Annotated in this window: 18 protein-coding genes; 5 read left to right on the forward strand and 13 right to left on the reverse strand. The window is 65.0% G+C overall.

Annotation, left to right across the window (positions count from 1 at the left end; translation table 11 throughout):
- Positions 1–2: 2 nt before the first annotated feature.
- On the forward strand, positions 3–2,528 hold the full coding sequence (locus ACQ4V8_RS11710; protein ID WP_436571504.1) for an ATP-binding protein: 2,526 nt from the start codon (positions 3–5) through the stop codon (positions 2,526–2,528).
- A 106-nt stretch (positions 2,529–2,634) separates the two neighbouring features.
- The gene (locus tag ACQ4V8_RS11715) at positions 2,635–3,621 is read left to right on the forward strand and encodes a magnesium and cobalt transport protein CorA (RefSeq protein ID WP_436571505.1); all 987 of its coding nucleotides are present in this window, start codon (positions 2,635–2,637) and stop codon (positions 3,619–3,621) included.
- 9 nt (positions 3,622–3,630) lie between these two features.
- Here ACQ4V8_RS11715 and ACQ4V8_RS11720 read toward each other — a convergent pair whose 3' ends face one another.
- From ACQ4V8_RS11720 to ACQ4V8_RS11740, 5 genes are read right to left on the reverse strand one after another with little or no spacing between them, the layout of a single operon-like run.
- Positions 3,631–4,173 (reverse strand): cytochrome b, encoded by a 543-nt coding sequence (locus tag ACQ4V8_RS11720; protein ID WP_070347068.1) that lies wholly within the window; start codon positions 4,171–4,173, stop codon positions 3,631–3,633.
- A gap of 49 nt (positions 4,174–4,222) precedes the next feature.
- Complete coding sequence (locus ACQ4V8_RS11725; protein WP_436571506.1) at positions 4,223–5,455, reverse strand: TolC family protein; 1,233 nt, start codon at positions 5,453–5,455, stop codon at positions 4,223–4,225.
- Entirely contained in the window at positions 5,452–5,778 is a 327-nt protein-coding gene (locus ACQ4V8_RS11730) for a DUF3240 family protein (protein ID WP_070347066.1), read from the reverse strand. The genes ACQ4V8_RS11725 and ACQ4V8_RS11730 overlap by 4 nt, the downstream gene beginning before the upstream one ends.
- Positions 5,765–8,869 (reverse strand): efflux RND transporter permease subunit, encoded by a 3,105-nt coding sequence (locus ACQ4V8_RS11735; protein ID WP_010398636.1) that lies wholly within the window; start codon positions 8,867–8,869, stop codon positions 5,765–5,767. Before ACQ4V8_RS11735 ends, ACQ4V8_RS11730 begins: the two co-directional genes overlap by 14 nt.
- Positions 8,869–10,002, reverse strand: a complete 1,134-nt coding sequence (locus ACQ4V8_RS11740; RefSeq protein ID WP_070347064.1) for an efflux RND transporter periplasmic adaptor subunit — start codon at positions 10,000–10,002, stop codon at positions 8,869–8,871. The genes ACQ4V8_RS11735 and ACQ4V8_RS11740 overlap by 1 nt, the downstream gene beginning before the upstream one ends.
- A 172-nt stretch (positions 10,003–10,174) precedes the next feature.
- Between ACQ4V8_RS11740 and ACQ4V8_RS11745 the strand changes: the two genes are divergently transcribed.
- Positions 10,175–10,879, forward strand: a complete 705-nt coding sequence (locus tag ACQ4V8_RS11745) for a response regulator (RefSeq protein ID WP_436571507.1) — start codon at positions 10,175–10,177, stop codon at positions 10,877–10,879.
- Positions 10,876–12,255 (forward strand): ATP-binding protein, encoded by a 1,380-nt coding sequence (locus ACQ4V8_RS11750; RefSeq protein WP_010398631.1) that lies wholly within the window; start codon positions 10,876–10,878, stop codon positions 12,253–12,255. Before ACQ4V8_RS11745 ends, ACQ4V8_RS11750 begins: the two co-directional genes overlap by 4 nt.
- Positions 12,256–12,274: 19 nt before the next feature.
- Here the strand turns inward: ACQ4V8_RS11750 and ACQ4V8_RS11755 are convergent, their stop codons facing one another.
- From ACQ4V8_RS11755 to ACQ4V8_RS11785, 7 genes are all read right to left on the reverse strand, one after another.
- The gene (locus ACQ4V8_RS11755; RefSeq protein WP_010398629.1) at positions 12,275–13,120 is read right to left on the reverse strand and encodes a universal stress protein; all 846 of its coding nucleotides are present in this window, start codon (positions 13,118–13,120) and stop codon (positions 12,275–12,277) included.
- A 31-nt stretch (positions 13,121–13,151) separates the two neighbouring features.
- Positions 13,152–14,969, reverse strand: coding sequence for a PHA/PHB synthase family protein (locus ACQ4V8_RS11760; protein WP_436571508.1), 1,818 nt, complete (start codon positions 14,967–14,969; stop codon positions 13,152–13,154).
- A gap of 62 nt (positions 14,970–15,031) precedes the next feature.
- The gene (locus ACQ4V8_RS11765; RefSeq protein ID WP_436571509.1) at positions 15,032–18,586 is read right to left on the reverse strand and encodes a PAS domain S-box protein; all 3,555 of its coding nucleotides are present in this window, start codon (positions 18,584–18,586) and stop codon (positions 15,032–15,034) included.
- A complete protein-coding gene (locus ACQ4V8_RS11770) occupies positions 18,583–19,728 on the reverse strand; it encodes an FIST signal transduction protein (protein WP_010398623.1) in 1,146 nt (381 codons plus the stop codon). Before ACQ4V8_RS11770 ends, ACQ4V8_RS11765 begins: the two co-directional genes overlap by 4 nt.
- Positions 19,729–19,742: 14 nt before the next feature.
- Positions 19,743–20,801, reverse strand: a complete 1,059-nt coding sequence (locus ACQ4V8_RS11775; RefSeq protein WP_010398621.1) for an HD domain-containing phosphohydrolase — start codon at positions 20,799–20,801, stop codon at positions 19,743–19,745.
- Positions 20,802–20,853: 52 nt separating this feature from the next.
- A complete protein-coding gene (locus tag ACQ4V8_RS11780) occupies positions 20,854–21,357 on the reverse strand; it encodes a chemotaxis protein CheW (protein ID WP_010398619.1) in 504 nt (167 codons plus the stop codon).
- Positions 21,358–21,438: 81 nt separating this feature from the next.
- A complete protein-coding gene (locus ACQ4V8_RS11785) occupies positions 21,439–21,588 on the reverse strand; it encodes a hypothetical protein (protein ID WP_157998742.1) in 150 nt (49 codons plus the stop codon).
- A gap of 393 nt (positions 21,589–21,981) precedes the next feature.
- Between ACQ4V8_RS11785 and ACQ4V8_RS11790 the strand changes: the two genes are divergently transcribed.
- Complete coding sequence (locus ACQ4V8_RS11790; RefSeq protein WP_436571510.1) at positions 21,982–22,245, forward strand: hypothetical protein; 264 nt, start codon at positions 21,982–21,984, stop codon at positions 22,243–22,245.
- A 114-nt stretch (positions 22,246–22,359) separates the two neighbouring features.
- Here ACQ4V8_RS11790 and ACQ4V8_RS11795 read toward each other — a convergent pair whose 3' ends face one another.
- On the reverse strand, positions 22,360–23,646 hold the full coding sequence (locus ACQ4V8_RS11795; protein WP_436571511.1) for a DUF445 domain-containing protein: 1,287 nt from the start codon (positions 23,644–23,646) through the stop codon (positions 22,360–22,362).
- Between the last annotated feature and the right edge of the window lie 15 nt (positions 23,647–23,661).

Here is a 23,661-nt window from a genome sequence, read left to right on the forward strand (position 1 = left end):
CCGTGAAAATCGTCACCCGCTTCAAGATGGCCCAATTGTTTTGCGTGGTGCTGGTAGCCATCGTCGTCGCCACGCTGTTCTCCACCACCATGGCGATGCAGCGCGAACTGGCGAAGAACAAGGCCGCAGGCGATATCGTGCAAGCGGTGACGTCGCTGCGTTACCTGTCGATAGAATATGCGCAGCACCATGGCGCGCGCACGCGCTCACAGTGGCAATTGCGCAGCGAATCGCTGTCTACGGGCCTGCTGGCCACGCCCGCTTTCAATACCGGCGAGGAGCGTGCGCTGCTGGGCGAATTGCAGCTCGATCTGACGGGCGTTGGCGCTCTGTTCGAACTGTTTGTAGCGAATCACCGCGAGCTGGGGCAGGACCTGCAGCGGCGCGAGGTGCTGGGCGAACTGGAGTCGCGCCTGTCCGGCCAGATCATGGGCAAGGTACAGCGCATGATCGCCGATGCGACGCGACTGTCCGAACTGAGCCGCCAAGGCGTGCTCGATGCGCAGCAGCGGGCCAACTTCGCCGTGATGCTCTGTGGCGGCATGATCATCGCCTTGGTGGCCGGCTTGATCTATTTCACCATGAGCAGCGTCACGGGACCGCTGGAAAGGCTGCGCCAGGGCACGCTGATCGTCGGCGCCGGCAAGCTCGATTTTGTGCTCGGCCTCGACACCAGGAATGAAATCGGCGACCTCGCGCGCGCCTTCGACGGCATGACGGAAAAGCTGCGCCGCACCACCGTCTCGCGCGATGAGCTGAGGCACACGAATATCGCCCTGGAAACGCAGATCGCCGAGCGCCAGTTGGCCCAGCGCAAGGTGCATGAACAGCTCGAACGCCTGAACCTGTTGCAGCACATTACGCGTTCGATCGGCGAGCGGCAGGACTTGCACAGCATCTTCCAGGTGGTGGTGCGCAGCCTGGAAGAGCAGCTGCCCGTCGATTTCTGCTGTATGTGCCTGTACCAGCCTTCGCAGCACGCGCTGCAGGTGACGTGCGTGGGCGTGCGCAGCGAGGCGCTGGCGCACGCCTTCATGATGGGCGAACAGGCGCACATCCCCATCGACGAAAATGGCTTGTCGAGCTGCGTGCGCGGTAAGCTCGTGTATGAAGCCGATATCGCCGAGGTGGCGTTTCCGTTTCCGCAGCGGCTGGCGCAAGGGGGCTTGCGTGCCCTCGTCATGGCGCCGCTGCTGGCTGAAAATACGGTTTTCGGCATCCTCATCGTGGCGCGCCATGCCGCCCACAGTTTCACCAGCGGCGAATGCGAATTCCTCAGCCAGCTGAGCGAGCACGTGGCACTGGCTGCCAACCAGACGCAGCTCTATTGCGCGCTGCAGCGCGCCTATGACGATTTGCGCCAGACGCAGCAGTCGGTGATGCAGCAGGAACGCCTGCGCGCGCTGGGGCAGATGGCCAGCGGCATCGCGCACGACATCAATAACGCCATTTCCCCCGTTGCCCTGTACACCGAGTCCTTGCTGGAGACGGAAACCAATCTCAGTGCGCAGGGCCGGCATTACCTGGAAGTCATCGAGCGCGCCATCGACGACGTGGCCACCACTGTTGCGCGCATGCGCGAATTCTACCGCCAGCGCGAACCGCAACTGGCGCCGTCGCCCATCAATGCCAACCTGGTGGTGCAGCAGGTGCTGGACCTGACGCGCGCCCGCTGGAGCGACATGCCGCTGCAGCGCGGCATCGTCATCACCCTGCACATGGCGTTGGCGGACGAGCTGCCCATGCTGCCCGGCAGCGTGGGCGAAATCCGCGAAGCGCTGACCAACCTGGTCTTCAATGCCGTTGACGCCATGCCGGACGGCGGCAGCCTGACTGTGCGCACCAGCTGCATCGGTGTGCCCGGTCAGGCAGCGCGCCAGGTGCAGATCGAGGTGAGCGATACGGGCATCGGCATGGATGACAATACGCGCCGGCGCTGCCTGGAACCGTTTTTCACCACCAAGGGCGAGCGCGGCACGGGCCTGGGCCTGGCCATGGTGTATGGCATGATGGAACGCCATGGCGCCAGCATCGACATCCTCACGGCACCGGGGCTGGGCACGACGGTGCGCCTGGTTTTTCCCGCCTGCGCCGCTGGCGTGCTGGAAGAAGTGGTTGAGACGGCCCATGCCGTGCCGCCGCGCCTGCGTATCCTCGTGGTGGATGACGACCCGATGGTGCTCAAGTGCTTGCGCGACATCTTGGGAATCGATGGCCACGAGGTGGTCTGCGCCGATGGCGGCCAGGCCGGCATCGATTGCTTCCAGGCTGCGCATGATGCGCGCGATGTGCACGCGCACTTTGCAGTGGTCGTCACGGATCTGGGTATGCCCCATGTGGACGGGCGCAAGGTGGCCAGCGCGGTGCGCCAGTGTTCGCCAAGCACGCCCATCATCATGCTGACGGGATGGGGGCAGCGCCTGACGGCCGACAGCGACTATCCCGAACACGTCAGTTGCGTGCTGGGCAAGCCACCCCGCCTGAAAGAATTACGGCGCGCCTTGAACGCGGTCATGTCGACGGGCTAGGGCCATGCCGCGACTTCTGATGTTCGTCCCGGCCCGGCGCGCGGTGGGCATCGTGCTTTCCGCTATACTGGCCTCCCCAAATCGTCAACATTGTTCGAACATCACCATGGAATTGAGCACCCACGCCGCCGTCGTCAATTGCGAAGCCTATCGCGATGGCAAGAAAATCGCCCATTTCGATATCGACAAGGTGGGCGACTTCCTCGGCGAGCCCGATTGTTTCGTGTGGATAGGCCTGGCCAGCCCCGACGATATCGCCATGCACGCGCTGGAGTCCGTCTTTGGGCTGCATGAGCTGGCCGTCGAGGATGCGCAGGGCGCGCATGAGCGGCCCAAGCTGGAAGAGTACGGCGATACCCTATTCATGGTGATGCATACGGCCACCCTGGACGGCGACGCCATCGTGTACGGCGAAACCCACGTCTTTCTCGGCCCCCGCTTCATCATCACCGTGCGCCATGGCACCTCGGCCGGCTATGCGAAGTTGCGTGAGCGCAAAGAAAGCCTACCCGAAAAACTGGCCAGCGGTCCCGGCTACGTGCTCTATTCCATCATCGACTTCATCGTCGATCAGTATCAACCCTGCATCGACCATTTGCAGGCCAGATTCCAGCACTATGAAACACAATTGTTCCAGCCCAGTTTGAGCGAAGACAAATTGCAGGATTTCTACCAGCTCAAGACAGAGCTGCTCAAGCTCGATGCGGCGGTCAACCCGCTGCATGACATTTGCACCCAGCTGATCCGTTTCCATGGCGATATCGTGCCCAAGGAAAACCGCATCTACTACCGCGACATTCTCGACCACGTCAAACGCGTCACGCACACGGCGGGGCAGATGCGCGAGCTGGTCAATTCGGCCATGCAGGTGGCGCTGGGGCAAATCTCGATCCGCCAAAACGAGGTAGTCAAGCGCCTGGCCGCCTGGGCCGCCATCCTGGCCGTACCCACCATGGTCTTCAGCCTGTATGGCATGAACTTCGAATTCATGCCCGAACTGAAGTGGCGCGGCAGCTATCCGGCCGTGATCGTTGTCATTATCGTCGGCTGCTACTGGCTACACCGGCGCCTGAAGCGCGAGCGCTGGCTGTAGCTTGCCGCGCTACAGCATGCGCTGGAACACACCGTCCTTGTCGCGCAGCAGATGCTTGAGGCCCGCCAGCACATGCAGTCCGATCAGGCCGGCCAGGGTCCAGGCGCCCAGTTCATGCAGTTCGAAGCATTGTTCGGCCAGCGCGTGGTTGGGCGCAAACCAGCGTGGCAGTGCCAGGCCGAAGAAGGCCACGCCGCTCTGGCTTAGCAGCGCCCCCGCCAGGCCGGTCGCCGGCACCAGCAGCATGCCCGCATACAGCAGGCCGTGACCCAGGCGCGACAGGCGCGCTTGCCACGCGGCCACGCATGGAGGCAGGCTTGCCGGCCTGTGGCCCAGGCGCCAGGCGGCGCGCGCTGCGAGCAGCAGCAACAGTAGCAGTCCCAGCGATTTATGTAGATTGAAATACACCTCGCTGCCCGGCTCGTCTTCTATTTCCATCATATACCAGCCCAGGGCCAGCATGGCAGGGATCAGCACGGCCATCAGCCAGTGCAGAATGCGGGCTGGAGCTGCATAGCGCCAGCCTGGTGTGCTTAAGTTATCGATGTGCATGGTATTTCTTTCTCAGTAAGTCGCGTGGATGAATCGTGTTGGCGTCGCATCAGTCTATGGACCAGATGGCGTGCGCGTCGAGCTGCAGGCGCGCTTGGGCCGCCAGCGCCTCGATCTGTGCCGTTTGCGCCGCCAGTGCCGCGTCGAGCGCCAGGCGGCGACCGGCCAGCGCGGCGCTCAGCGTACCTTCGCCCGCCTGGTAGGCGCGCTGCATCAGCTCGGCCTGGCCGATGGTTTGTTGTTGCACCTGCTGCAATGTAGCCCATATCGCGTGGCTATGCACGCTATCGCTGGCGGCACGCCGGGCCGCCAGGGTGACGCGCAGTTGCGTCTGGGCCAGCCGTTCGCGCGCCATCGAGGCCTTGATGGCGGCGCCCGACTTGTCGGCCGCGCGTCCGGCGCCGGGCAGGGGAAACGACAGGCTGACGCCGAAGACCCGCTCCTGGCCATCGCGCTCGCGCGCTGCGCGCAGCGCCAGCGTGGGATCGGGCATGGCGTCGCTGGCCAGGCGGCTGGCGCGCATGGCGTATAGATCGGCTTCTGCCTGGGCCAATTGCAACTCGTGGTTGTCGTGCGCGATGCGCTCGACCCAGGCCGGCACGCTGCCGGTGCTGGCCTGCGGCAGCGGCAGCGGCAGGGCAGCGTCTTGTGGGAGGGGCAAACCGGGGTAGTTGACAGCCAGCAGCGTGAGCGTTTGCTCGCTGCGCTGGCGCGCCTGCTGCAGCAGGGCCAGCACGCGCTGCTGTTCCGTATCGGCTTGCAGCAGTTCGAGGGCGGCGCCATCGCCGGCCCGCAGGCGTCGCGCGGCCGCCGCTTGCAACTGCTGCGTCACGGCCAGTTGCTCTTCCAGGCGCGCCACGCCGGCCAGTTCGCCCAGCGCGTCGAACCAATCGCGCAGCAGGGCACGTCCCGCCTCATGCCAGGCGTCCGCATACAGCGCGCGCGCCACGGCCAGGCCCTGTTCGCCCAGCGCCTGGTCCTGGCCCGCCTTGCCGAACCAGCGCAGCGGCCTTTCCAGCGCCATTTCCTGTTCCAGATAGCGTTCGCCGCCGGGCGCGCGACGGCCGCTGGCGCCCGCGCGCAGCGTCCATTCATAGGGACCGGCGATCAGCTTGTCGCGTTCGGCACCGGCCAGTTGCGTATTGAGCGCTCCTTGCCGCAGTGACGGCAAGCTGGCCAGCACGCGCCGCACCTGCGCTTCGGGCGGCAGCGCGTAGAGTGTCTCGGGCGCTGCCTGCGCACCGGCCGCCACGAGCAGCAGCGCCATGGCGCGCGCCCTCATGCCAGTCTCCCGTGGCACAGTAAGGGGCTGATCCAGTAGGCGATGTCGGGTTGGGGCAACGCCACCGCCAGCGCTTGCACGAGCAGGCGCAGGTCGGCATCGACGCCGGCGATCATGACGAGCTTGCGCCGTCCGCGTCCCCGAACTTGTTCCATGCTGGAGGGGAAGGGCGCGCCTTGGCCCATGCCTTGTGCCTCGAGCACGGAAAAGCCGGTCGCCCAGGCCGGGTGCAGCAACAGGAAATCGAGCACGTCTTCTTCGAGCGCCGTGGGGATGGCCAGCGTCAGCATGGCATCGCAGGGTGCGTGGTTAGGGTGCGGCATGGATGGCTCCAGTCAGGGGGGCAATAAGGATCGTTGGCTGCGCCACGCCGTAGCGGCGGAACAGCAAGGGCAGCAGTACCAGGGTCAGCACGGTGGCGCTGAGCAGGCCGCCGATGACGACGATGGCCAATGGCTTTTGTATTTCCGAGCCGGGACCCGTGGCCAGCAGCAGCGGCACCAGGCCCAGGCCGGTGATGCAGGCCGTCATCATGACGGGGCGAAAACGCCGCACGGCGCCTTGCAGCACCAACTGGGCTAGAGGCACGCCGCGTGCGTGCAGGTCGTTGAAGCAGGTGATCATGACCAGACCATTGAGTACGGCGATGCCCATCAGCGCGATGAAACCCACCGAGGCGGGCACGGACAGGTATTGGCCCGTCAGGCCCAGTGCATACACGCCGCCGGTCAGCGCGAAGGGGATATTGACCAGTACCAGCAGGGTTTGCCGGATACTGCGCAAGGTGCAAAACAGCAGCAGGAAGATCAGCGCCAGCGCGACCGGTACGACCAGTGCAAGGCGCGCGGCGGCGCGCTGCTGGTTCTCGAACTGGCCACCCCATGCGATGCGGTAGCCGGGCGGCAGCGGCACTTGCCGCGCCACCAGCGCCTTCGCTTCATCGACGAAGCCGACCAGGTCGCGCCCGCGCACATTGGCGCGCACCACCACCAGGCGCGAGGCGTTTTCGCGCTCCACCTTGACCGGGCCGTCGACCGTGCGCAGGCTGGCCACCTGGCTCAGGGCGATGGCGGGGCCATTCGCCATCGGCAGGCGCAACTGGCGCAACAGCTCGGCCGACAGCTGCAGCTGTTCGCCGCCGCGCAGCAGCAGCGGCAGGCGCTTGCCGCCCTCGATCACAATGCCGGCCTGACGGCCCTCGATCAGGGTGCGCAGGTCGCCCTGAATCTGTTCCACGGACAAGCCCAGGCGGGCGGCAGCCACGCGGTCGATGTCGACCTGCAGATACAGCACGCCCGAGTTTTGCGTCGTCAGTACATCCTCGCTGCCGGCCAGCGTTTGCAACTGGGTCACGATGCGCGCGGCCAGCGCACCCAGTGTCTTGTTGTCGGGACCGTAGACCTTGACGGCCACGTCGCCGCGTACGCCGGACAGCATTTCGGCAGTGCGCATCTCGATGGGCTGGGTAAAGCTGATATTGACGCCCGGAAAGCTTGCCGTGGCCGCGCGCAGGGCACTGATCAGTGCTTCCTTGTCCGTACTCTGCCATTGCTGGCGCGCCTTGAGCACCAGGAAGGAATCGGTTTCGTTCAAACCCATGGGATCGAGCCCCAGTTCGTCCGATCCCAGGCGCGCCACGATGCGGCGCACGTCGGGCACTTGTTCCAGGATGCGCCGCTGTATGGCCAGGTCCAGGCGCGCCGACTCTTGCAGGTTGACCGATGGCAGTTTTTCGATCTGCATGATGATGTCGCCTTCGTCCAGCGTGGGCATGAACGATTTGCCCACCTGCAGGAAGACGCCGGCGGCCAGCAGCAGGGCCGCCACTGCCACGGTGCCGATCAAGCGTTCGCGGCCCAGCGCGCGTTCGAGCAGGGCCAGGTAGGCCGCTTCCATTTTTTGCACCAGGCGCGGTGCGCCTGTGTGCCTGTCCGGCAGCAGCAGCGAGGCGAGCACGGGAATGACGGTCAGCGACAACAGCAGCGAGGCGGCCAGCGCGAAGAGGATAGTGAGCGCCACGGGCGCGAACAGCTTGCCTTCCAAGCCTTGCAGGGTCAGCAGGGGCAGGAAGACGATCATGATCACCAGCATGCCGGCGCTGACGGGCAGCGCCACTTCGCGCACTGCCCGGTAGATGCGGTGCAGGCGCGGCACGCCCGCTTGTGCGTGGGCGCCATGGGCTTCGATGTTTTCCACCACCACCACGGCCGCATCGACCAGCATGCCGATGGCGATGGCCAGGCCGCCCAGCGACATCAGGTTGGCGCTCAGGCCATACGCCTGCATGAGTAGAAAGGTGCCCAGCGCCGCCAGCGGCAGGATGCAGGCCACCACCAGTGCCGAGCGCAGATTACCTAGGAAGACATACAGCAGCACGATCACCAGCACGGTCGCCTCGGCCAGCGCGCCCGTGACGCTGGCCACGGCCCGCTCCACCAGCTTGCCGCGGTCGTAGAAGGTGCTGATGCGGGTCCCCTTGGGCAGGGTTGGGCCGAGTGCGTCGAGTCGTGCCCGCACTTGGCGTACCACTTGCTGCGCGTTCGCGCCGCGCATGGACAGCACCAGCGCCTGCACGGCTTCGCCGCGCCCGTCCTGGGTCACAGCGCCGTAGCGCGTCAACTCGCCGATGCGCACGGTCGCCACCTGGCCCACGGTGACGGCCATGCCGCCGCGCCTATCGATACCGATGGCGCGTACGTCGGCTAGCGTGCGGATGCTCGCGTCGCTGCGGATCAGCAGCGCCTCTTCACCGCTGCCCAGGCGACCCGCGCCGTCGCTGCGGTTGTTCGCTTCGAGCGCTTGCTGCAGCTGGGCCAGCGACAGGCCGCGCGCGGCCAGGGCGGCCAAGTCGGGCACCACCTCGAAGCTGCGCACCATGCCGCCCAAGGAATTGACGTCGGCCACGCCGGCGATATTGCGCAGCTGGGGACGGATGGTCCATTCCAGCAGCGTGCGTTTTTCCATCAGGCTCAGTGGTCCTTCGATGGTAAACATGAAGATTTCACCAAGCGGCGTGGTGATGGGCGCCAGACCGCCGCTGACGGACGCTGGCAAGTCTTTCAGCACACCGGCCAGCCGTTCACTGACCTGCTGGCGCGCCCAAAAGACATCGGTACCTTCCTGGAAGTCCAGCGTGATGTCGGCGATCGCATATTTTGACTGCGAACGCAGCACGGCCTGGCGTGGTATGCCCAGCAGTTCCTGCTCGACGGGGGCGACGATGCGCGCCTCGACCTCTTCGGGCGTCATGCCGGGCGCCTTCAGGATCAGTTTGACCTGGGTGCCGGAGACATCGGGAAAGGCGTCAATCGGCAGCGTGAGGAACGCTTGCACGCCGGCCGCCGTCATCAGGGCGGCCAGCACCAATACCAGCAGGCGCTGCGACAGTGACAAGGCGATCAGACGGGCCAGCATCACTTGCCTCCTTGGCTGGCGGAAAGCGAGGCAGGCCCGAGGCCGCTCCAGCTGCCCTTCAGTGCCGCCAAGCCGCGCACGGCCACCGCGTCGCCGGCCGCCAGAGCGCCGCGCACCCACACCATGCCGCCGCCAGCCGGCGTCGCTTGCACGGGTACGGCCGCATACCCGTGGGCATTGGCGACAAACACATAGTCTTGCCGCGCCTCGCCCATGCGCTGCACCAGCGCCGCTGCCGGCACGGCCACGCTGTCCGACGGCGGCGCCGCGCGCAGCAGTCGCGCTTCGACAAAGGCGTTCACCTTCAGGCACGGGTCCTGGCCCACTTGCTGCGCGCGTAGTTGTGCGCTTTGCGTGGCGCTGTCGACGACGGGAGAGATGGCCGTCACGCGCAGCTTGGCGCAGCCCTCCACCTGCAGCAGGTCGCCCACGCGCAGCAGCGGCAGTTGGGTGCGCGAGGCTTGCAATTGCACCCACAGGGGGCCGCTGGCGGCGGTGCGCGCCAGCAGCGCACCGGCTTCGACGCGCTGCCCTGGCTGGACCGGCAATTCGAGTACCGTGCCGGCCTGGCTGGCGCGCACCGTCAGCAAGGGCGACGGCGCATGGCTGTCGCGCAGGCGTCGCAACGCCGTCCCATCGAGGCCGGCGCTGCGCAGCGCCTGTTCGCGCTCGCGCGCCGCCAGTGCTGCCAACTGGGCCGCATCGCGGCTTTCTTCCAGGCGCGCACGCGCGATGATGCCGTCGCTGTACAGTCCCTCGTCGCGCGCCTGCCTGGCGGCGGCCAGCTTGGCCGCGCTGGACTTTTCCAGATAGTCGCGCTGCCATTCCAGCCAGGGCTGGCTGAATAGCGTCAGCAGTGGCGTACCGGTCCGTACCTGCTGCAAGGTGACCACATGCACGTCCTGCACCACGCCGCCCGGCATGGCGCTGACCAGGGCACTCGCGCCGGGCGGCGTCACTACGGTGCCCGACAGGTATTGATCGTTGCCGGCCGGCGGCGCGTCGGCGGCCAGTGCGCTCAGGGCAGACGCGGTGGCGATGCCGGCGCGGCTGATTTGCTGTGCGCTCAGGTGCAGCTGCTGCGGCGCCGGCGCGGCGGCCGACAGCAGCGGCCAGCAAAGCACGGCCAGCATGGTTCGGTGGGGCCGGCAGCAGTTAAGATGGGGGCTAGCATGCATGGGATGGCGTTCCGGGAAGTGAAGAGTGGCCTGATGGTGGGCGGCAGATATTAAGAAGTTCTTAACAACCCGCGCTTAAGCTGCCAATATGAACTCCAGACAAGACAGCCGACAGGACAGATAAACGATGCGCATATTGCTGACGGAAGACGACCCCCAGCTGGGGCGGGCCACGCAGATGGGGCTGGAGCAGGGCGGCTATGCAGTCGACTGGGTGCAGTCGGGCGAAAGCGCGCGCACGGCGGTGCGCCTGCATCGCTACGCTTGCGTGCTGCTCGACCTGGGCTTGCCCGGCGAAGATGGCATGCAGGTGCTGGCGGCGCTGCGCCGCAGCGCTTACGACGGGGCGATTTTGATCGTCACGGCGCGCGACCAGATCGCCGACCGGGTCGCCGGCCTGGACGCGGGCGCGGACGATTTCATCGTCAAGCCCTTCGACCTCGATGAACTGGCGGCGCGCATCCGCAGCGCCTGCCGCCGCGCTGCCGGGCGTACGCGCGAAGAAATCGTGCATGGCGATATCGTCATCGATGTCGCGGCACGTCAAGTGCTGCGGGCGGGCGTGGCGGTGCCGCTGACGGGCAAGGAATTGGGCATCTTGCTGATGCTGGTCGAGCAGCGCGGGCGCGTACTGAGCCGTGTGCAGCTCGAAGAGGGTATCTACAGCTGGGGCGAGGAAATCGACAGCAATGCGCTGCAGGTGCATATCCACCATTTACGGCGCAAGCTGGGCAAGGCGCTGATTCGCACCGTGCATGCCATCGGCTACAGTATCGACAAGCCCGATATGCCCGATAGGCCCGCTATGCCTGATACGCAGGCGCGTCCATGATCCCCGCCATCCCAGGTATCGCGGGCGCATGGTCGCTGCGGCGCACCCTGCTGGTCGTGCTGCTGGGATTGACATTCACTCTGTGGGGCTTCAGCGCCATCATCGTGTATCTGGAAGCGGGGCGCGAAAGCCAGGAATTGTTCGACCAGTCGCTGGCCGAGACGGGGCATTTGCTGCTCGCTTTGGCCGAGCACGAGGTGCAGGAACATGGCGTGAGCGCGGCGCTGGTGATACCGGTAGCGCAAAACCGCAACCATCGCCAGTATCTGCTGTTCCAGGTGTGGGATACGCAGCGCCGTCTGCTGTACAAGAACGCTGGGGCGCCAGACCAGGCGTTCGCCGCGCCAGCCGAGATTGGCTACAGCTGGCGCAGCAACGCAGGCGGCCAATGGCGTATCTACACGAGCTGGAATCACAGCGGGAAATTGCAGATCCAGGTGGCCGAACCGGCCAGCCATCGCCAGGAAATCAGCAGCCGTTTCGCCCTCAAACTGCTGGCCATCGGACTGCCCATGGCGGCCATGGCGGCGCTGGCCATCTGGTGGAGCATCAACCGCGTGTTTCGCGCCTTGCGTCGCTGCGCCGATGAAGTGGCACTGCGCACGCCCGACGATCTCGCCAACGTCAGCGTAAGGGGCGCGCCCATGGAGGTGCAGCCGCTGCTGCAGGCGATCAACCGCCTGTTCGTGCGCGTGCGCCAGACGCGCGAGCAAGAGCAGCGCTTCACGGCAGATGCCGCGCATGAATTGCGCACGCCACTGGCCGCTATCAAGACCAATTTGCAGGTCTTGCAGCGCGCCCGCAGCGATGCGCAACGCAGCGAGTCTGTGACGGGCCTGGGCCTGAGCGTGGACCGCGCCACGCGCCTGGTGGGACAGTTGCTGACGCTGTCCCGGCTCGACCCGCAGTCGCAGCCGTCGCCCGAGCTGCCCGTGCTGGACCTGGCCGTCGTGCTGGCCGAACAGCTGCCCGCCTGGATGGCGCAGGCGCAGCGCCAGGAGTTGCTGTTGCAGGCTGACCTGGCTACGGCGCCATGTCGTTTGCAGCAGGACCATGTCCTGATACTGGCGCGTAACCTGATGGACAATGCCATGCGCTACACCCCGGCCGGTGGCACGCTGGCGCTGTCTTGCCGCAGCGAAGCCGATGGCGTGCTGCTGTGCGTGAGTGACACGGGACCGGGCATCGCCGAGCACTTGCGCGAGCGCGTGTTCGAACGCTTTTTCCGCGCCGCTGGTGCGCACCAGCCAGGCAGCGGCCTGGGTTTGTCGATCGTGCGGCGCATCGCCGAAACGCATGGCGCCAGCGTGCAGCTGGACGCCGGGCCCGATGGCACGGGCCTGGTGGTGACGCTGCGCTTTCCCGCGCCACGTTAGCCACGCTAGCCCGACCTTGTCAGTGCGATACCAGCACCGGCAAGGTCATCTCTTGCAGCACGCTGCGCGTGACACCGCCCAGCAGCGCTTCGCGTAGCCGCATGTGGCCATAGCAGCCCATCACCAGCAGGTCGCAGCGCCGCTGCGCCGCCATCGCCAGCAGGGCCGTGCCCACGTCTTGGCCCGGCGCTGTGTCGTGCTGCAACACCTCGACGTTGACGCCGTGGCGTGCCAGGTACAGGGCCAGGTCAGCGCCCGGCTGCTCGCCATGCGCGTCGGGCTGGGCATGCGAATTGACGACCGCCAGGGTCACCTGCTGCGCGCCTTGCAGCAGCGGCAGTGCATCGGTGATGGCGCGCAGCGCTTCGGCGCTGCCGTTCCAGGCCAGCAGCGGATGCTGCGCGGTGCCCGCTGGCGCAGCATCGGCTGCATGCGGCACCATCAGCACAGGCCGGCCGCAATGGAGCATCAGGTATTCGGGCGTACCGGCGATGACGCGCGATGGCGTATCTTGCGCGTCGGTCTGGCCCAGGATCAGCAAGTCGCAATAGCGCGCCTGCAGCAGCAGCGCGCCTTGCGCATCATCGTCGACAAAGCGCGTTTCGTAGCTACCGAGGCCCTCTTCGCAGGCGATGCGTTCGAACTCGTGCAAGGCCTCGCTGGCCTGGGTGCGCAGCACCTGCATCTGCGCCGGCGCGAATTGCAGCGCGTTGACGCCGCCGCCGTACGCGTAGCGCGAGAGGCCGCTCATGGCAGAGCCGATCAGGTGGGCGCCTTCGGCGATGGCCAGGCGCACGGCCAGGCGGATGCGTTGGGCGCTGTGGCGCGAATTGTCTACGTGGACCAGCAGGGTAGTGTAGGGCATGGTGTTTTCCTCGGATGTCAGGTATCGGTAATCAGGTTTGCAGCACATACGTGCCCGGCGCATCAGCCAGGTCGGGCCCCATGGCCGGCGGCGCCACCTGCGTGCCCGAGCGTTCTGCCAGCCAGGCTTGCCATGCGGGCCACCAGGAACCGTCGTGGCGCGGCACGTCGCGTTGCCAGCTGTCCGCGTCGAGGTAGGGCGCGTCATGACGCTGCGTGGCCAATTGGTAGCTGCGGTGCGCCTGGCCTGGTGGCGAGACCACGCCCGCGTTATGGCCGCCCGAGGTCAGCAGGAAAGTGACGTCCGTATCGGTCAGCAACTGCAGTTTGTAGACCGAGCGCCATGGCGCCACGTGGTCCGTCAGCGTGCCGACGGCAAAGATGGGCGCATCGATGTCGGGCAGGGCGATGTGGCGCCCTGCAGTGCGGTAGCGGCCTTCGGCCAGGTCATTGTGCAAGAACAAACGGCGCAGGTATTGCGCATGCATGTTGCAGGGCATGCGCGTGGCGTCCGCATTCCAAGCCATCAGGTCGCTGTCCTGCTCCTCGATGCCCAGCAGGTAATGGCGCAGCCGGCGCGACCAGATCAGGTCGTTTGAGCGCAACAGCTGGAAGGCGCCCGCCATCTGCCGCGTATCGAGGTAACCTTGTTTCCACATGGACGCTTCGAGAAAGCTCACCTGGCTCTCGTCGATGAATAGCGACAGTTCGCCCGGTTCCTTGAAGTCCACCTGCGAGGCGAGCATGGTGAGGCTGGCCAGGCGCGCGTCGCGGTCGCGCGCCATGCTTGCGGCGGCAATCGCCAGCAGGGTGCCGCCCAGGCAGTAGCCGGCCGCGTGCACCTGCGGCGCGCCCGTGATGCGCGAAACGGCGTCGAGCGCTTCCATCACGCCCAACTGGCGGTAGTCTTCCAGCGACAGCTCGCGGTCTTCTTCGCGCGGATTTTTCCATGAAATCATGAACACCGTGTAGCCCTGCTCCACCAGGTAGCGCACCAGCGAGTTGTGTGGCGACAGGTCGAGTATGTAGTACTTCATGATCCACGCCGGCACGAATAGCAGGGGTTTGGCATGCACGCGCTCTGTCGCCGGCGCGTATTGCAGCAGCTCGATCAGCGCATTGCGGTAGACCACCTTGCCCGGCGTGACGGCCACGTTGTCGCCTGCCTTATAGTGGCGCTGGTCGGGCGCATGCGCTCCCATGGCGGCGCGGCACCAGTCTTGGGCCAGGTGCTGTGCGCCGTTGGCCAGGTTGGCGCCGCCGCTTGCCAGCGTGGCCTGCTGCACCACGGGATTGGTCAGCATGAAGTTCGACGGTGCCAGCATGTCGAGCCACTGGCGCACGGTGAACGTGACGACATCGGCGTGGTGCGGCGAGACGCCGCGCACGCCCGTGGTGGCGCGGTGCCACCATTGCTGCTGCAGCAAGAAGCCCTGGTAGAGCAGATTGTACGGCCAGCGCTGCCAGGCCGGGTCTTCGAAGCGCCGGTCTTGCGGCAGCGGCGCGATGCACGGCGGTGCGCTGGCGCTGCCGGCCTGGGCCAGTTGCAGCGCGGATTGCAACGCGTACTGCTGCCAGCGGCCGATGTTCTTCCACGCTTCCTGCAACAGGGCTTGCTGCTTAGATGGCGCCAGCGCCAGGTGGCTGAGCCAGTCGGCATAGGCATTGCCCAGCGCGGCTGGCGAAATGGTGCCCGTGAACTTGCCCAGCCAAGCGTTCAGCAGCAGGTCCAGATTGGCGCCTTCCGGCGCACTCTCCGGATAGCAGGTCCCCGCTGCGCCTTGCCAGGCACTGCCCTGGCGCTCATAGTCAATTTTTTGCCCCACGTTTGCCATCTGTGTCTTGCTCATCCAGGACTCCTGTCATTTATTTGCAGGATAGCAAGAGCTTGTTCAAAAAATTATGATCTACATCAAGTTTGCCCGGATGCGTGCCATAGCTTGCTTGCCGTCTGGATGGCCGTGCCCGTTTGCTGCATGAATAGGCGTAACTGCTCCTCAAACGCATCTAGGCGCGCCAGCAACGTCGTTTGTGGCGCCTTTGCCGCTTCGCGCTCGATGGCTGCGGCGATGGCGACGGCGGGGATGGCATGGAAGTTGGCCAGCAAGCCGGCCAGGGTATGTGCCTGCCGGCTCGCGGTGGGCCGGTCGCCCGCTTGCAGTGCTGCGCGCAAGGCGGCCAGTTGCTGCGGCAAGTCGGCGAGGAAGGAAGCGCCGATGATGCCGATCACTTCGGCATCGGCATTGGCCAGCGCGGCACCGTAGTCGAAGCGCGGCGCGCTGTCGCTTGGCGTCACGACCAAGGGCTCGGCTGGCGTCATGGCGGGCGCGAGTGGGGGCTTGCTGATTTGCAACACATGCTGCTCGATCAGGCTTTGGAAGGCAGCGGTGCGGAAAGGCTTGGACAGGTAGTCGTCCATGCCGCCGGCGATGCAGCGTTCGCGGTCGCCTTCGAAGGCGCTGGCCGTCATGGCGATGATGACGCTGCGCGCCATGCCTTGCGCTTCGCGCTGGCGTATCTGCGCGGTGGCTTCGAAGCCGCCCATCTCCGGCATCTGCAAGTCCATCAATATCATGTCGAAATGGCCGCTGGCCTGGCAGTCGAGTGCTTGCTGGCCATTCGCCGCATGCGTGACCCGGTGGCCCGCATGCGACAGCAGCACGGTGGCCAGTTCGCGGTTCATGGCATTGTCTTCGACCAGCAGGATGTCCAGGCTGGGTGTGCCTTCGCGCACGCCATGCTGCGTTACAGCGGGCGTAGCGCTGGGCGCGCCGCGGCAGGTACCCAGCACGCTCATCGTGATGGCGAGTAATTCCTCGGGGCTGGCCGGCTTGAGCAGATAGCCCTCGATGCCCAGTTCGCGGCAGCGCGCCGCGTCGGCCAAGTTGCCGCTGGACGATAGCATGACGATGGGTACCTCGCTCCAGTGCGGCAGTGCGGCCAGGGCCGATGCCGTACCGAAGCCATTCATGCCGGGCATGGCAAAGTCCATGATGATGCAGTCGACCGGCAGCGCGCTGCGGCAATGCTCGAGCGCTGCCTCGCCCGATGTACAGGCGGTAACGGCGGCGCCGCTGCCTTCAAAGATCTGGCGCAGGATACTCAGGCTGCTGGAATTGTCGTCGATCAGCAGGAGCGTCCGCCCCGTCAGCGAGGCGTCCGGTGGCGTCAGGCAAGGCTGGTCCTCGCCGATGTTCAGGGCCAGGTCCACCGTGAAGCTGCTGCCCTTGCCCAATTCGCTCGACAGGCCGATGCTGCCGCCCATCATGCTCACCAGCCGGCGCGTGATCGACAGGCCAAGTCCCGTGCCGCCGAAGCGCCGCGTGGTCGAGCCGTCTTCCTGCTGGAAGGCGTCGAAGACGGCTTCTTGCATGTCGGCGGCGATGCCGATGCCGGTATCGCGCACGCACAGCTGCACTTGGGCTTTACCGTCGTCGCAGGCGCCCAGCCGGGCACTGACAGTGACCTCGCCGCGCGGCGTGAACTTGATGGCGTTGCCCGCCAGGTTGGTCAGTACCTGGCGTAGCCGGCCAGGGTCGCCGAGCAAGGTTTGCGGCAGCGCGGGGTCAACGTCGAGCACCAGTTCCAGACCGCTGACCTGGGCCCGCACGGCGAGGGCGCGCATGCTTTCCTGCATCAGTTGGCGCAGGTTGAAGGGTATGCTTTCCAGGGTCAGCATGCCCGCTTCGATCTTCGAGAAATCAAGGATATCGTTGATGATACCCAGCAGGGCGTCGGCCGAAGCCTTGACGATCTCCAGGTATTTGCGCTGGTGGATATCGAGTTCCGAATCGAGAACCAGGTCCGTCATGCCCAGGATGCCGTTCATCGGCGTACGGATTTCGTGGCTCATGTTGGCCAGGAATTCACTTTTTGAGCGGCTCGCTGATTCGGCCACTTCCTTTGCCAGCAGCAGCGCCCGCTCAGCCGCCTTTTGGCTGGAAATGTCGACGATGGTGCCCACCAGGCCCTGCAGGCTGCCGTCGGACTTCAGCAGGGCCGCCTTGCTGATCAGTACATCGACCTGGCGCCCACCGACGGTCATGCGCTCTTCATAGGTCTGATTGCCCTTGTCGAGCATCAGGCGCAGGTCCTGTTGCGCCACCTGCTGCGCTTCTTGCTGCGGCAAGATGTCGGCTGCCGTCCTGTGCAGAATGTCTGTTTTGTCTAGCTGGAAGAAGGCGCAAAAGGCGCGGTTGGCGCGCAGGTAGCGGCCCTGACCATCTTTCAGGCACAGGGGAATCGGAATGGTTTCGATCAGCGCATCGACAAAGTTGAGGTTGTGGCGCAGCTCGCGCGTCGCCAGGCGCCGCTCGGTGATGTCGGTCAGGCTGCCGGTGACGCCGGCCAGCCGCCCCTGGCCATCGCGTTCGGCGCGCGCGCAGACGTCGATCCAGCGCACATTACCGTCCTCGTTGATGTAGCGCGCTTCATGGCGCATGCTCTCCATCTCGCCATTGAGCAGCTGGGACAGTCCGGCTGCGGCGCGGTCGCGGTCGCGCACATCGATGAATTGCAGCACATTCTTGCCGATGCTGTCGGCGATGCTGAAACCGGTAATGGCGTGCCAGGCGGGGTTGAGGAAGGTCCATGCGCCGTTCAAGTCGGTGCGGAAGACCACTTCATTGAGGCTGTTGACGACGTTGCGGTATTCGCGCTCGCTTTTCGCGATGGCCACGGCCATGCGCTTGCTGTCGCTGATGTCCGTGCGGATGGCGATGTATTGATAGGGCTTGCCGGCGGCATCGAGGAAGGGCACGATAGTGGCGTCCACCCAATATTGCTCGCCGTTCTTGGCGTCGTTGCAGATTTCGCCATGCCATACCTGGCCCTCGGCGATAGTTTTCCACAACTGTGTAAAGAAGGCCTTGGGATGCGTGCGCGAATTGATCATGCGGTGCGTATTGCCGATCAGTTCTTCGCGCGTGTACCCGCTGATGGCGCAGAACTTGTCGTTGACGTAAATGATGACGCCGGCCGTATCGGTGATGCTGACAATGGCATGCTGGTCCATCGCAAAGCGCTGGTTTTGCAGTTCGATGCGGCGCAGTTCCTGCTGTGACACCAGCTCTGCGAGCAGCACCGAGAGGCCCTCGATGTCGCTTTCTTGCGGCAGGTGCAGGTCGGAATCGTCGTTGTCGCGCAGTCGCATGGCTGCCACGCGCAGCAATTGCAGGACGCGGTTGCGGCTGGCCAGTTCCGTGCGCAGCAGGTCATTCGTCGTACTCAGTTCCATCGAACTCAGTTCCAGGCTGCGCGAGCGCAAGTCCAGGTCGCGCTCGTATTGTTCGTAAGCGTTGTCGATGCGCAGCAGCAGGGCCGGCAGGCCGGCCAGGAAGCCGGCCAGTTCGCGCGGCGTGTCCGCTTGCGCGCCCAGGGCCTCGGCCTGTGCCAGCAAGGCGATGCGGGCGCTGTCCGAGTCGATATCGCAAACGCGGTTCAATTGGCGTGCCAGGGTGCGGTTCATGCTTCGCTCATGACAGTGACGGTCATCGTCTGGTTATGCAGCTGGCACGCGCCATGCGGTTGCGAGATGCCGATTTCACCGTTCGAGTAAAAACCGGCGATATGGCTGGCACCGTTGCCCAGCAAGTCGGCGACCGCTTCGACTTCTTCTTCGACCCGGTCGCCCATGACCAGCTTGCGCCCCACGCAGCTGACCAGCAGGGCCAACTGATCGCCGACCGCATCGGCATGCAACTGGACGCCGCGCGCGGCTATTTCGGCCCCGTCGATGAGCCGGTTGGTACTCGAATGCATCAATTTCAGGTAGCCGTCGGCGAGGATGTCACCGGCCAGGGTCAGCGAACCCTGTTCTTCGTCGGCGGCGAGGATGGTGCGGAAGACCTGGCTTTTTTCATGCGCGGCCGAGAGCATTTCAAACGGGAACAGCAGGCCCGAGCCGGGCAGGGCGCGTGCATGCTCGCCCAGGTACAGCTTGTAGATATCGAGCGCCCGCGCGCCGTCGAGCCCATACAGCACGTTGTCGACACTGCGCGTCACCTTGCGCGCCGGGCCGAACGCCTCCCAGCCGCCATGGCTGCCGTAGCCGAGACGGATATGCTCGCCGTACAGGCCGACGGCGACGATGGTGTTGTCGGCTGTACCGCGCGGACCCAGGGTCCAGGTCTGGCGGAAGGCGCCGCCGTCGGCGGCCAGCCCGCCCGATACGGTCACGCCCGGTGGCAGATTCGCTTGCAGGCCGGCGATGAGCGCACTGCCGTTGATGGCGACACCGGTGCCCAGCATGAACACCGCCTTCAGGTCGTCCTGCGGCAGCGCCTGGGCCAGGCGCTCGCCCGCGTCATGCGAGTCGGCCATGTCGCAGATGATGGCGTCGGCGATGGCCACCGTCGTGTGTTTGAAGTCGATGGCGGTGATGACGCAACTGTCGTCGTAGACGCGCTTGCCGGCGATTTCGCCGGCCGTGGAGCAGCCGGCGATGACGGCGCCCGGTAACTGGCGGCGCAGTGCCGCCGTCAGTTCGGGGCCGGTGAAGTAGGCGCAGGCGCCAAAGACCAGCACCAGCTGCGGCTGCATGGCGGCCAGGGGCGCCAGCACGGCATCGATGTCGGCACGGTTTTTCAAGATCAGTTGTTGCACGCGCATGGCAGGTTCCTCGCTTACAGTGATTGGGCGTGGTGCTCGATGGGGTCGGGCAGGCTGTTGCGGATAGTAAGCACCTCGTCCCAGGCGACCAGGAAGGCGTCGGTACACCGTGGGCAGAAATGGCTGCCCTTGTTTTGCTGCAGGAACAGGCGCGCCTGCTCCACTGGCCAGGCTCGCTTGTATGGGCGTTCCGAGCTGAGCGCATCGAAGACGTCGGCGACGGCGACGATGCGCGCCGACAGCGGTATCTGTTCGCCCGCCAGGCCCCGTGGGTAGCCGCTGCCATCGTATTTTTCGTGGTGGCCGCAGGCGATTTCCTCAGCCAGCTGGATCAGTGGCGAATCGCTGCCGGCAAGGATATGGCCGCCGATTTCAGCGTGCTGGCGCATGATGGCCATTTCCTCCGGGTCCAGCCGCCCCGGCTTGAGCAGGATATGATCGGGCGTGCCCAGCTTGCCCACATCGTGCATGGGCGCAGCCTTGAGCAGCATTTCCTGCCACTGCGCATCCATGCCCAGGTTTCGGGCGATCAGCGCCGAGTAGCGCGCCATGCGCATGATGTGCGCACCCGTTTCGGGGTCGCGAAATTCGGCCGCCCGTGCCAGGCGCGTGACTAGCTCCATTTCGCGCGCCGTGACATTGGCGATGGCCTCGCTGACTTCATGTTCGAGCAGCTTGGCGCGGTCAGCCAGCATGGTTTGTGCCGTGCGCAGGGCCAGCAGATTGCGCACGCGCAGGCTGAACTCTATGGTGTCGACGGGCTTGGTGAGAAACTCCGTGACACCGAGCGAAAAGGCTTGCTTGCGCACGGCGCGGTCATTCTCGGTGGTGACCATGATGATGGGAATGTCGGCCATGCCCTGCATCTTGCGGAAAATGCTGAGGAATTCGTTGCCCGACAGGTTGGGCATGCGGTAGTCGAGCAAGACCAGATCCGGTACGTGCGACTCGCACCAGTGCAGCGCATCGATAGGGTCGCTCATGCACACGGCTTCGGTGCTGCTGGCCTTACGGGCCAATGTCGATAGCAAGTTCAGGTTGGTGTCGTTATCGTCGACGATCAGGATGCTCATGGGGTCTCCGGCGTAAGTCGGTCAGGTGGCGGTGCAGAATGGGCTGGCTGGCTCACGCCGCCAGTTTGCCCAGGGCTTGCATGCCCAAGCCTGACAGCAGGCTGTCCATATCGAGCACGATCAGCATGCGTTCATCGAGGCTGCCGATGGCCGTCACATGGCCGGCTATCGTCGAGCCGTGCAGTTGCGGTGGGGGCTTGATCTGTGCCGGCGCCAGCTGCACCACATCGGCCACACGGTCGACGACGATGCCGCTGGCACCATGCGCGAAGATGAGGATGATCACCACCGTTGAAGCGTCATATACGGGCTCGGCCTGGCCCAGCGCGATGCGCAGGTCGATCAGCGGCACGATGCTGCCGCGCAAGTGGATGAAGCCCTTGAGCAAGGCCGGCGCATTGGCGATGTGGGTCACGGCGCTATAGCCGCGGATTTCCTGCACCAGGCCGATGTCAATCGCGTACTCCTCATTGTTCAGGCCAAAGACCAGCAATTCACGGGCGCCCTCTTGTGCCAGCTGGCTCTCTGCTGCGGCACGTGCCGTGGTGTTTTCCATGTGTTTGCTCCTGTCAAGTGATGCGTGATGCATGAAGATGCGAGGCTTGCCTAGTAATCAAACTCGTAATCAAACTTGTAATCAGACTGGTTCGACGCGTGGGCGCAGATTGCTCTTGGCCTGCTGTGGTGAGGCGCCAGCTTGCATGAAGTCAGCTTTCCATTCGCGTTTGACAATATCGACGGTGCTGGCGGCGGCGTCGAGCGGGCGCAAGGCCAAGAGGCTATGCATGGGCTTATCTCCTACACAGAAGGCAAAGATATCGGGTGATCGCAGCAAACATGGCTGGCGTAATGCCTTGATTTTGCGCTAAAAGAGATCATACATCAAATAAAAATGATTTAAACAAATATTACGATTATGATGATTATATTTGGTTTTTTGTACACAAAAAAAATGCAGGCCTTGACGAAAATGGCAGTGCGTAGCTGCGCCTTTCACTGAGGGGCCGAGAAGATCTTTCGCGCCTGTCGCTTGCTGATTGATAGGGAAAACTATTTTTTGTCGATTTATTTGTTGTATTTGATAAATTTATGCGCCAAACTCCAAAGATGCAGTGCGGCACGCGCGTGGTGCGTCCGACCTGGCATGCCAGTAGGGTAACGCTGGATGGAGGAAACGGACATGCGTAGGAAAATACCGACAATCGGCAGCGAAGCTGTGTACAGGGATCGGCGGCCGTCTGGCTCGATGCGCGAGGCGCAAGAGTCGGGTGCGGGCCTGTTGCGCTCACCGGTGCCGCGCCTGAAGCTGATCGCCTACCTGGTCCTGCTATTGGCGCTGATACCGGCAGCGACCTGCATGGCCATGGAGTGCGCCGGCATGCCGATGTTGTTCAGTACCGTGTGCGGCGTGGTGGCATGTGCGGCCCGAGCTGGGGCGCCTTAGCCGCCTGCAGTTGCTGCTGCTGATCCATGCCATGCATGCCAGTGCTGCAGCGCGTGTGGCCGTGTCGGATCGCGCCGGCGGAGCGCCGCGAGGTGCCGTACGGATAAATAGCGTTTAAAAGGCATGGCTGAGGGCGTAAATTAGCAGGCCGGCCATGCCGCCCACGATGGTGCCGTTGATGCGGATGAATTGCAGGTCGCGTCCGATGGCCAGTTCGATGCGCTCGCTCATTTCTTCCTTGCTCCACAGGTCCAGCCGGCCGGCGATGAAGGCGCCCACTTCGCCCCGGTAGTGGCGCACGAGAGCGCCGCTGCCGGTGACGATGGCGTCGTTCAGCCATTGCCGTGCAGCCGCATCCGCGCCCAGCACTAGGCCCGTCTTGCGCGCCAGGCTGGCGATGGCCTGCGCCAGCACGGGCTGCTCGGCGTGCAGGTCGGCCAGCAGGCGTGTGCGGATATGCTCCCACAGCGTGCCCAGCGTGGCTTGCAGCGTGTCGCTGGCGATCAGCTGCAACTGGTAGCGGCGCAGCGTCACTTGCCAGTGCGGATCGGCCTTCAGGTGCAGTGCGCTGTCGGCGATCCAGCCGGCGATGCGCTGGCGCAGCGGGTGTTGCGGATCGACGCGCACGGCGACGGCAAGCTTTTGCAGCGAGGCGAGCATGCGCGGCTCATACGCTTTCAAGGCTTTTTTCACCAGCGCGTTTTCGATCTGGAAGGCGCCCAGCACGAAGTCGCCGATGGCGGCGTGGTGGCGCTCATCGTCCAGGTAGGCGGCACTGCGGTCAAGCAAAAAGTCCAGCAGCTCCTGCGGCTTGCCGTCGGCGATCAGCGCGTCGATGCAGTCGTCTGCCACTTGCGATAGGTTCAATTGGCCCAGGTAGCTGCTGGCCTGTTCACGCAGCAGCCGGCCCACGGTGTCGTGGTCGGCCATCGCCAGCAACTGCCTGGCGAGGCCGGCGCTGGCGCTAGCGAACTGCTGCGCGTGCGCAGGCTGCGCCAGCCAGTCACCCAGGCGCGCGGCGGGATCGGCTTGCACGATGCGCTCGGCGATGCCTTGCTCGGTAATGAAATGGTTCTCCACGAAGGCGCCCAGGCTGCGGCCGATGTCCGTCTTGCTATTGGGAATGATGGCCGTATGCCACAGCGCGATGCCCAGCGGGTGGCGGAACAGGGCGACGACGGCGAACCAGTCGGCAATCGCCCCCACCATAGCCGCTTCGGCGAATGCTTCCACATAGCCCCAGGCGGGATGGCCGCCGCGCTGCGAGCGGGCGACGGCAAACACCAGGGCGGCGAGTAGCAGCAAGCCGACGGCCAGCCCTTGCATATTGCGCAGGCGCGCGCGCTTGAGCTGGTCCGTGCTCTGCTCGAGCTGGGCGATGAGGTCGGGGGAAGGTTGCATGGATGGCGGCCTGCA

The organism is Janthinobacterium paucivorans (assembly GCF_051380805.1).
Classification (GTDB): Bacteria; Pseudomonadota; Gammaproteobacteria; order Burkholderiales; family Burkholderiaceae_D; genus Janthinobacterium; species Janthinobacterium lividum_D.